General features: G+C 62.2%; 8 protein-coding genes. 6 read left to right on the forward strand and 2 right to left on the reverse strand.

The window, feature by feature from the left end; all coding sequences use genetic code 11:
• The first annotated feature begins 142 nt into the window (after positions 1 to 142).
• The 6 genes from IVB36_RS04340 to IVB36_RS04365 all read left to right on the forward strand — a co-directional run bounded on the left by IVB36_RS04340 (position 143) and on the right by IVB36_RS04365 (position 6,965).
• Positions 143 to 1,018, forward strand: a complete 876-nt coding sequence (locus IVB36_RS04340; protein WP_018458185.1) for a branched-chain amino acid ABC transporter permease — start codon at positions 143 to 145, stop codon at positions 1,016 to 1,018.
• Between the two features lie 4 nt (positions 1,019 to 1,022).
• Positions 1,023 to 2,174 (forward strand): branched-chain amino acid ABC transporter permease, encoded by a 1,152-nt coding sequence (locus IVB36_RS04345; RefSeq protein WP_018458186.1) that lies wholly within the window; start codon positions 1,023 to 1,025, stop codon positions 2,172 to 2,174.
• The gene (locus IVB36_RS04350; RefSeq protein ID WP_018458187.1) at positions 2,171 to 2,929 is read left to right on the forward strand and encodes an ABC transporter ATP-binding protein; all 759 of its coding nucleotides are present in this window, start codon (positions 2,171 to 2,173) and stop codon (positions 2,927 to 2,929) included. The genes IVB36_RS04345 and IVB36_RS04350 overlap by 4 nt, the downstream gene beginning before the upstream one ends.
• 4 nt (positions 2,930 to 2,933) lie before the next feature.
• The gene (locus IVB36_RS04355; protein WP_018458188.1) at positions 2,934 to 3,722 is read left to right on the forward strand and encodes an ABC transporter ATP-binding protein; all 789 of its coding nucleotides are present in this window, start codon (positions 2,934 to 2,936) and stop codon (positions 3,720 to 3,722) included.
• A gap of 125 nt (positions 3,723 to 3,847) precedes the next feature.
• Positions 3,848 to 5,686: an AMP-dependent synthetase/ligase gene (locus IVB36_RS04360; RefSeq protein ID WP_018458189.1), complete on the forward strand. Its 1,839-nt coding sequence runs from the start codon at positions 3,848 to 3,850 to the stop codon at positions 5,684 to 5,686.
• A gap of 79 nt (positions 5,687 to 5,765) precedes the next feature.
• Positions 5,766 to 6,965, forward strand: coding sequence for an ABC transporter substrate-binding protein (locus IVB36_RS04365; RefSeq protein ID WP_026233521.1), 1,200 nt, complete (start codon positions 5,766 to 5,768; stop codon positions 6,963 to 6,965).
• A gap of 162 nt (positions 6,966 to 7,127) precedes the next feature.
• On the opposite strand, the gene IVB36_RS04370 is transcribed toward IVB36_RS04365, so the two are convergent.
• Together IVB36_RS04370 and IVB36_RS04375 are read right to left on the reverse strand one after the other, a co-directional pair.
• On the reverse strand, positions 7,128 to 8,252 hold the full coding sequence (locus IVB36_RS04370; protein ID WP_018458191.1) for a lysozyme inhibitor LprI family protein: 1,125 nt from the start codon (positions 8,250 to 8,252) through the stop codon (positions 7,128 to 7,130).
• Positions 8,253 to 8,352: 100 nt separating this feature from the next.
• Positions 8,353 to 9,084, reverse strand: coding sequence for a transglutaminase-like cysteine peptidase (locus tag IVB36_RS04375; RefSeq protein ID WP_018458192.1), 732 nt, complete (start codon positions 9,082 to 9,084; stop codon positions 8,353 to 8,355).
• Between the last annotated feature and the right edge of the window lie 596 nt (positions 9,085 to 9,680).

A 9,680-nucleotide genomic window follows, 5' to 3' on the forward strand; every position in this document is an offset into this window, starting at 1 on the left:
TTGACAGCGCTTGGCGGTTCAGGCTGAATTGGTGAAGGGACGAATGGCGCGAACGCAGCGAAACGACTGCGTAGCGACTGAACACAAGATGCGGCAAGGCGGTCAGGAAGAACCGCCGGTTGTATCGGGAGGATGCGCGACGATGCTGGATTTCGTTCAGCAGCTGGTCAGCGGTGTTGCGCTCGGCTGCGTCTACGGCCTGATCGCGCTCGGCTTCGTGCTTGTCTACAAAGCCACCGAGGTCGTCAATTTCGCCCAGGGCGATTTGATGATGCTGGGCGGCTTCTTTGCCTTCACCTTCATCGGCATGATGGGGCTGAACTACTGGATCGGCTTTGCCGGTGCGGTGGCGGCGATGGCGCTGTTCGGCATGCTGGCCGAGCGCGTGGTGGTGCGGCCGATCCTCGGCTATCCGCAATTCTCCATCATCATGGCCACCATCGGGCTCGGCTATTTCCTGCGCTCGATCGCAGGCATGATCTGGGGGACCGATGATCTGAAGATCGAGACGCCGTTTAGCCAGGGCGTGCTGCGCATCGGCCCGCTGGTGCTCGCCTACGACAAGCTCTCGGTGATCGCGGCGACCATGATCCTGTGCACGCTGCTCTATCTGTTCTTCAACAAGACCACGCTCGGCACTGCGATGCGCGCCAGTTCCGAGAACATGCTCGCGGCCTATTACATGGGCATTCCGGTCAAGCGCGTGGTGTCGATCGTCTGGGCGATCAGCGCTGCGGTCGCGACCTGCGCCGGCGTGCTGCTGGCGCCGATCACCTTCATCCATTCCAATGTCGGCCTCGTGCTCGGCCTCAAGGCGTTTCCGGCCGCCGTGCTCGGCGGCTTCGGCTCGATCCCCGGCGCCGTGGTCGGCGGCGTCCTGATCGGCGTCATCGAGAGCATGGCGGGCTTCTATCTGGCCGAGGGCTGGAAGGACGTCGCGCCCTACATCGTGCTGCTCGCCGTGCTCTTGCTCAAGCCCGAAGGCCTGTTCGGCCTTCACGTCCGCAAGAAGGTCTGAACGCATGCGCTTCCTGTTCAAGACCGACTACGAGGACGACATCAGGCTGTTTCCGCATTCGGGCTATTACGTCTCATACGGTCTCCTGCTGGCCGTGCTGCTGATCGCGCCCTATGTGCTCTCCAGCTATCTGATGAGCCAGCTCGTCTTCGTCTGCATCTATGCGACCGTCGGCGTGGCGCTGCTGATCCTGACCGGTTTCACCGGGCAGGCCTCGCTCGGGCACGCGGCGTTCCTCGCGATCGGCGCCTACACGGCGGCGTACTTGCAGACGTACAACGTGCCGTTCCCGGTCTACTTCCTCGCCGCAGGCCTTCTGTCCGGTTGCATTGGCGCGTTGGTCGGCTTTCCCGCGCTGCGGCTCCAGGGCATCTACCTCGTCATCGCCACTATCTCCTTCGCCTTGATCGTCGAGGAGATCCTGGCGCGTTGGGAGAGCGTGACCCACGGCAACGAGGGCATGCGGGTGAAGACGCTGTCGCTGCTCGGCGTTGCGGTGCCGCGCGACAGCCCCACTTTCTATTTCCTCTGCCTCGCCGTGCTGGTGCTGACCATCGTCGGTACGCTCAATCTGCTGCGTTCGCCCACCGGGCGCGCCTTCGTCGCGATCCGCGACAGCGAGACCGCTGCGCGCAGCATGGGCGTCAATGTCGCGCTGTACAAGGTGAAGTCCTTTGCGATCTCCGCGGCGATCACCGGCTTCGCCGGCGTGTTGTTTGCGCACAAGCTCTCCTTCATCTCGCCGGAGATGTTCACGCTCCAACTCTCGATCGAGTTCATCATCGTAATCCTGATCGGCGGCACCTTCAGCCTGCACGGCGCGGTGCTGGGGGCAATCTTCATCGTGATGATCGATCCGTTCCTGACCTACCTCAAGGACGACATGCCCGGCATCATCGCCGGCATTGCAGCGACCTTCGGAGCGGGCACGCAAGCCGCAGCCAATGTCCAGTCCAAGGTCGCGGCCTTTGCCTCGCTCAACGGCCTGAAAGGCGCGATCTACGGCATCATCATCGTATTGTTCGTGCTGTTCGAGCCGCTCGGGCTTTACGGCCGCTGGCTCAAGATCAAACTCTTCTTCCAGCTGTTCCCGCTCTACAAGCGCGCCACCTTCAAGCGGCAGAAGATCTACGTGAAGTCGGAGCGCAACCGATGAGCTATTTTCGCGCCGAGAACTTGTCCCTGCATTTCGGTGGGCTGAAGGCCGTCGATGCGGTGTCGTTCGCGGTCGAGAAGGGCGAGATCCTCTCGATCATCGGGCCCAACGGTGCCGGCAAGAGCTCGATTTTCAACCTGATTTCGCGGATCTACCGCCCGACCTCGGGTCGCATCTTCTTCGAAGACCAGGACATCACGGAGCAGCCGCCCCACGACATCGCAAGGCTCGGCATCGCCCGCACGTTCCAGAACATCGAACTGTTCGAGAATGCGACGGTGTTGTCGAACCTGTTGGTCGGCCGCCACCGGCATTCGACCACGCAGCTTTGGCAGGAGCTGTTGTTCCTGCCGGGCGTGCGCGCCGACGAGAAGGTGCATCGCCGCAGGGTCGAACAGGTCATCGAATTCCTCGATCTCGAGCCCTACCGCGACAAGCTGATCTCGGGTCTGCCTTACGGCGTGCGCAAGGTGATCGAGCTGGCCCGCGCGCTGTGCTCGGAGCCGAAGCTGATCCTGCTCGACGAGCCGTCCTCCGGCCTCAACGTGGAGGAGACCGACGACATGTCGTTCTGGATCCGCGACCTGAAGAGCGAGCTCGGCGTCACCGTGCTCATGGTCGAGCACGATATGTCGCTGGTCAACCGCGTCTCCGACCGCGTCATCGCCCTGAACTACGGCCGGGTGCTGGCGATGGGCTCGCCCGCCGAAGTGCAACAGCACCCCGATGTCGTTGCCGCCTATCTGGGAGCCTGACGCGATGGATGCCGTGGTAACACCAGACATCATCCTGAAACTCTCCAACATCGAGAGCTATTACGGGCCGATCATGGCCATCCGCGGCATCTCGCTCGAAGTGCCGCGCGGCCGCATCGTCACGCTGCTGGGCGCCAACGGCGCCGGCAAGACGACGGTGCTGAAGACGATCTCGGGCATTCTCGATCCGCAGAAGGGCGCCATCGAGTTCATGGGCAAGTCGATTCAACGCATGGAGGCGGACAGGATCGTGCGGCTGGGCCTCAGCCACGTGCCGGAGGGACGCGAGGTGTTCCCGTTCCTCTCCGTGCGCGAGAACCTGATGATGGGGGCCTATCCGCGCAAGGATCGTAACGGCGTTGCGGACGATCTGGAGCGCGTCTACGGCTATTTCCCGCGGCTGAAGGAGCGCATCAACCAGCCGGCCGGACAGCTCTCCGGCGGCGAGCAGCAGATGCTCGCGATCGGCCGCGCGCTGATGAACCGGCCGACTCTGTTGCTGCTCGACGAGCCCTCGCTTGGGCTGTCGCCGATCCTGGTGAAGGAAATCTTCGCGATCATCCGGCGCGTCAACGAGGAGCAGGGCATGTCGATCCTGCTGGTCGAGCAGAACGCCAAGGTGGCGCTGGAGACGGCGCATTATGGCTATGTACTGGAGACCGGCCGGATCGTGATGAACGACAGCTGCGACCGCTTGATGCATTCGAAGGACATCCAGGAATTCTACCTTGGCGCCAAGGAAGCGGGCGCACGAGGCGAGCGGCGCTGGAAAAAGAAGAAGACTTGGCGTTAGAGGAAGACTTGGCGTTAAGGGAAGACTTGGCGTTAGAAAAAGCCTTAAATACCAAAGCCCATCCGCCAATATAGACCGCCGGCAAGGCAGGCAGCGGAGGGGAACGCGACAGGGAGGAGACGTGCATGGCCCGACCGGCGGTGCTGACGGTCGCTGACACGATCGCGAAAAGCTTTTTGCGCGCCGCGGAGACGCGGGGCGACAGGCCGGCTATACGCGAGAAGAAATTCGGGATCTGGCAGCCGACCAGCTGGCGCGAATGGCTGGAGATCTCGAAGGAGGTCGCCTACGCGCTGCATGCCATCGGCTTCAGGCCCGGCGACGTTGCTTCCATCATCGCCAACGCCGTGCCGGAATGGGTCCATGTCGACATGGGCATTCTGTGCGCCGGCGGCGTCTCTTCCGGGATCTATCCGACCGATGCCTCATCCCAAGTCGAATATCTCGTCAACGATTCCCGGACGAAGGTGATCTTCGCCGAGGACGAGGAGCAACTCGACAAGATCCTGGCCTGTCGCGCACGCTGCCCGTCTCTGCGAAAGATCATCGTGTTCGACATGGAGGGCCTCAGCGGCTTCTCCGATGAAATGGTGATGTCGCTCGACGAGTTTCGCGCGCTCGGGCGCAACCACATGGCCGGCCGCGAGGCGCTGTGGCAGGAGATGGTCGACAGTCGTAGCGCAAGCGATCTCGCGGTCCTCGTCTATACATCCGGCACCACGGGTCCGCCCAAGGGCGCCATGCACGCCAACCGTAGCGTCACGCACCAGATGCGGCACGCCAACGATTTCATTCCGGCGCGCGAGAACGAGGACCGGCTGATCTTCCTGCCGCTTTGCCACGTCGCCGAACGGATCGGCGGCTATTACATCTCGGTCGCGCTTGGCTCGGTGATGAATTTTGCCGAGAGTCCGGAGACTGTGCCGGACAATCTGCGCGAGGTGCAGCCGACCATCTTCCTCGCGGTGCCGCGGATCTGGGAGAAATTCTATTCCGCGATCACCATCGCGCTGAAGGATGCGACGCGGTTGCAGCAATGGGTCTACCGCCGCGCCATCGACATCGGCTATCGCATGGTCGATTGCAGGATTGAAGGCAAGCCGCCGCCGCTGCCGTTGCGGCTCGCCAACGGCATCGCTTACCGGGTCGTCTTCCGCAACATCCGACGCATGATCGGGCTCGACCGTTGCCGCATCGCCTTCACCGGCGCGGCGCCAATCGCGCCGGAGCTGATCCGCTGGTATCTCGCGCTCGGCATCGACATTCACGAGGTCTACGGCCAGACCGAGAATTGCGGGGTCGCCACCATGATGCCGGCGGAGCGGATCAAGCTCGGCTCGGTAGGCAAGGCGGTTTCCTGGGGCGAAGTCGCGCTGTCACCCGAGGGGGAAATCCTGATCAGGGGCGACTTCCTGTTCATGGGCTACCTGAACCAGCCGGAGAGGACAGCCGAGACCATCGACCATCGCGGTTGGCTGCATACCGGCGACGTCGGCACCATCGACAATGAGGGCTTCGTCCGCATCACCGACCGGATGAAGGACATCATCATCACCTCCGGGGGCAAGAACATCACGCCGTCCGAAATCGAAAATCAACTGAAATTCTCGCCCTACATCTCGGATTCCGTGGTGATCGGCGACAAGCGGCCATACCTCACCTGCCTCGTGATGATCGACCAGGAGAATGTCGAGAAATTCGCGCAGGACCACGACATCCCCTTCACCAATTATGCCAGCCTGTGCCGCGCGGCGGAGATCCAGGACCTGATCTGGCGCGAAATCGAAACGGTCAATGCCAATTTCGCCCGCGTCGAGACCATCAAGAGATTCTATCTGATCGAACGCCAGCTCACCCCGGAGGACGAAGAGCTGACGCCAACCATGAAGCTGAAGCGCGGCTTCGTGAACAAGCGTTATGCCGCCGAGATCGACGCGATGTATCCGGCGCGGGCGGTGGCTTGAACAATCTTGTTTGAATAACAGGGAAGGAGTGAAGGCCCCACCCTTCGCATCATAAGGGCCCCAAGGAGAGGAGACTTCAATGTCGAGATCGTTGAAAACGTTCGGCTTTGCGGCAGGCGCGGTGGTGCTCACCTGTCTGCCTGCCGCGGCGCAGACCAAGGTCACCAATGAGGGCATCTCGGCCTCCGAGATCGTCATCGGCACCCATCAGGATCTGTCGGGGCCGATCAAGGGCTGGGGTGTGCCAGTCTCGAACGGCATGAAGATGGCGGTCGAGGAGATCAACGCCGCCGGCGGCGTCCAGGGGCGGAAGATTCGGCTTGTCGTCGAGGACAGCGGCTACGATCCGAAGAAGGCCGTGCTCGCGTCGCAGAAGTTGATCGAGCGCGACAAGATCTTCGCGATGGTGGGGCCAATGGGCTCGCCGACCGTGCTGGCGGCGCAGGATATCCTGCTCGACGCCGGCGTGCTTCAGCTCTTCCCGCTGACGGCGGCGGAGTTCACGTTCAAGTTCGATCCCGCCAAGCCGCAGGAGCGGCTGAAGTTCAACAATCTGCTGCCCTATGTCGAGAGTACGCGGGCGGCGCTGAAATACATGATGGAGTGGAAGAACTTCAAGAAACCCTGCATCATGCATCAGGACGACGAGTACGGGAAGAACGTGCTCGACGGCTTCAACCAGCAGCTTACTGCCATGAAGGTGCAGCCGGCCTCGATCACGAGCTACAAGCGCGGTGCCTCCGACTTCAGCGCGCAGATCGCCAAGATGAAGTCCGACAGCTGCGACCTCGTTGTGCTCGGCGCTGTGCTCCGTGAGCCCATCGGCGCGATGACGGAAGCCAAGAAGCTCGGCTGGGAGGTCACCTTTCTCGGCGCGACGCCGACCAACGTGATGGAGGTGCCCATGCTCGGCAAGGAGGCGGTCGAAGGCCTCTATGCTGCGTCCGGATTCGAGATTCCCTATGAGGACACCGCAAAGGGCAAGGTGAAGGACTGGCTGGTCAACTACAAGAAGATGTTCAGCACCGATGCCAACACGCAGGCCATCATTGGCTACAATGCGGTGATGACGTTCGCGTTTTACGCCAACAAGGCGGGCAAGGATCTGACCGGCCAGAAGATGCTGGACGCGCTGGAATCGGGCGACAAGTTCCTCGACATCTTCAACTCGCCGCCGACCAAATTCTCCAAGACCGACCACCTCGCCAACACCATCACCCAGGTGCAGCAGGTCAAGGGCGGCCGCTGGGTTCTGGTGAAGGACAATCTGATGTTTTGATTTCTTCGCCTCTTCCCGCATGCGGGGAGAGGCGGGAATTTGCGCAGCAAATTTCCCGGTGAGGGGGCTCTCCGCGAGTCTAACTGTCACCGGATTCGCTGAAGCAGCCGCTCACCCCAACCCTCTCCCTGCGAAGAGCGGGGAGAGGGAGAGCACACAGCCCTACGATCCCCCACCTGCGGTGCCTGAATTCACCGGGGCCAGTTCGTCTTCCCGGCAGCGCCAGCCATCGGCGGCTTTGACAAATGCAAACGTGCGCTGGATCCGCAGGCGGCGTGTGACGTTGAAGGCGTCCGTGGAGCGCTCCTTGTTGCCGACGCCGGGCTGCGGACGACCCGTTCTGGCATCCCAGCAGGTGCCCGTACAGGTCGTGGCGATCTTGCTGCAGGTGGCGAAGGGCGCCAGCACGGCCATCTCGATCTCGCCCGTGACCTGCGCTTCCTGCTCGCCCACCTGGCTGTCGAGTGCGTAGACGCGGTTGATGCGGAGGAAGTTGCCGCAGGAATTGGCCGCGTGGATTCGCGCGGCGCAGAAATCGACGGCATCGGTGTCGGGCGAGTGGGCTGCGACCTGCCGGCCGAACACCTTCTTCGGATCGCCTTTCGCCGTGCCAATCTCGTCAGCCTTGTGCTTCAGATAGCCGGCGAGACAGTCCTCCGCGGACTCGAGCTCCCCGAGCGGCACGTTCTCCTTGCCAACCAGATTGCATTTGCGATCGCGCTCCCGCGTCCACCGGCCGTATTCGGCGAAGGCAAAGCGCGCCGCGGTCGGATCGAGCTTGCCGATCAGGCCGAGAACCTGGCTGTTCAACTCAGTCTCGGCCAGCGCCAGCGACGGGTCCGCACAGATCAGCGCGCCCGCGGCGGTGTTGGCGGCGAGACAGTCGAAATCCGGATCGCGTACGATCGCTGCGCGCTCATCGGTCACCTTGAGAAGACATGCCTTCACCCGGTCGAAATCTTCGGCGCGGATCGCGGTCTGGCCGACGATGCCGCAACCGAGATTGCGCTGGCGGATCCAGATCGCGTTCTCCTCGATCCCGGGCAGGCGATCGGGCAGGCGGGCAAGCCGCGCCTCGATTCCCGTGCTCAGCTTCTCGGCGGCGGCGGCAAGCTCGGCATCACCGCAGAACAATTGATTGCCGGGATCGCGGATCTGCTGGCAGTTGTTCCTGGCGAACAGCGGCAGCCTGTCGGCGACGGAGCGGTCGGACGGGCTGGATTGCGCGAAGCCTGGAGCCGCCGGCAAGGCCAGCAGCGCAAGCATAGTCAGCACGATGAACCGCATTCCAGTCGCCCCCGCATAGCCGCGGGCATGCTAGCGTCCCGAATCGCGCGGCGAAATGACTTTGTGGGGTAAGCGTACTTTATACCGGGCTACAACAAGATCAACGCGCCTCGGCGGCGATCATCGAGAACCGCACGGGCTCGTCGACATATTTCAACACGGCCGACTGGTAGAGCACGAACAGCGGCTGGTAGCTCCGTGCAGCGTCGTCCTCGACCATTGCCATGCGACGGTTGTCGAGCATCAGCCAGTGGCCGTCGAGCCGTGCAGCGGCAATCGCATGCTCTTCGCCGGCCCTGAGGTCGCGCACCACGACGATGCGGAGATCTTCCGCGGCAATGCCCGCGAGCTTAAGAGCGGCGAGCTTGGCAATGGCATAGTCCTCGCAATCCCCGGCGCCACGCGCGAAGGTCGCGAGCGGCGAGCTCCAGACGTCCTCAGAACCGTCATCGGCGGCGCGGATGCCGAGGTTGATGGCGCGATTGGTTTCGCCCAGCCGGGCGCGGCCGTCACGGCTGCGGGCCTGGTCGACGATCGCGAGCAGTTTCAGCGCAGCGGGCGAAGCGCAATTGTCCCGATCGCCGTCGCACAGGGCGAGCTGCACCATGTCATCGTCGAGCCTGGACCTCAGGGCGAGCCATTTCTGTTGCAGGCTGCCGGCGGAGATGGCGAAGGCGAACACGCCGAACGGCTCGGCGGATTTGCGCACGAGGACGCCGGCTCCCGGCGATAGTAGCGTGCCAGCGCGAAGCTCGGCGGCCGATCCGAGTAGGATCAATCCGCACAGCACAAGGATAGCGCGCCAAGCGCGCGAACGAGCAGCGGTCTCCATCTGACATCCCCTTCCGGCTTCGCCAGGTCCCCCTCGACCTGCACGTGCCGGGCTTTGTTGCTTTCGCGGAGATAGTGCGAGGCGGGCGGTTTTGTTCTGCTTAACGCGCCCGGCCTGGGGTCCCAAAACCGGGCAACAGGCTGAAACGGGCCTGCTCATATTGCGTAAAATTTTACGATTCGCCGGCTAGGAGGGCGGCAGTTGCCGCGAAGAGGGACCAATTGCAGGCAGAAGTTGTTGTGGAACTGATTCTGCGCCTTATGGCTAACGGCTGGCTATTTCGTGAGTTCTGTTAGCTGGATCACAGATTTGGCCCCGTATTTGCCGCAGGGTGGTGCGGGGCACCACGAACAAAAGATGACAGAAGTATCTATTGCCAGATTTCTGCAATAGAATACATGAGGTTACTGAAAATGAGCGAAAATAAGCGCTACTTTACTTATGAGTATTTGAAAGATTACTTTGGCTTCCCTGCAGGTGCCCAGCCGTCCGAGAGCATCGACCGCTTGGTGATGCGAAATCACACAAGCAATAGGTGGTTTCGCTAAGGACTTGGTAATGATATGCAAGTTTAGGCGAGCGATACTTACTTAGAT

Origin of the sequence: Bradyrhizobium sp. 35 (assembly GCF_023073215.1) — a bacterium.
Lineage (GTDB): Bacteria > Pseudomonadota > Alphaproteobacteria > Rhizobiales > Xanthobacteraceae > Bradyrhizobium > Bradyrhizobium canariense_D.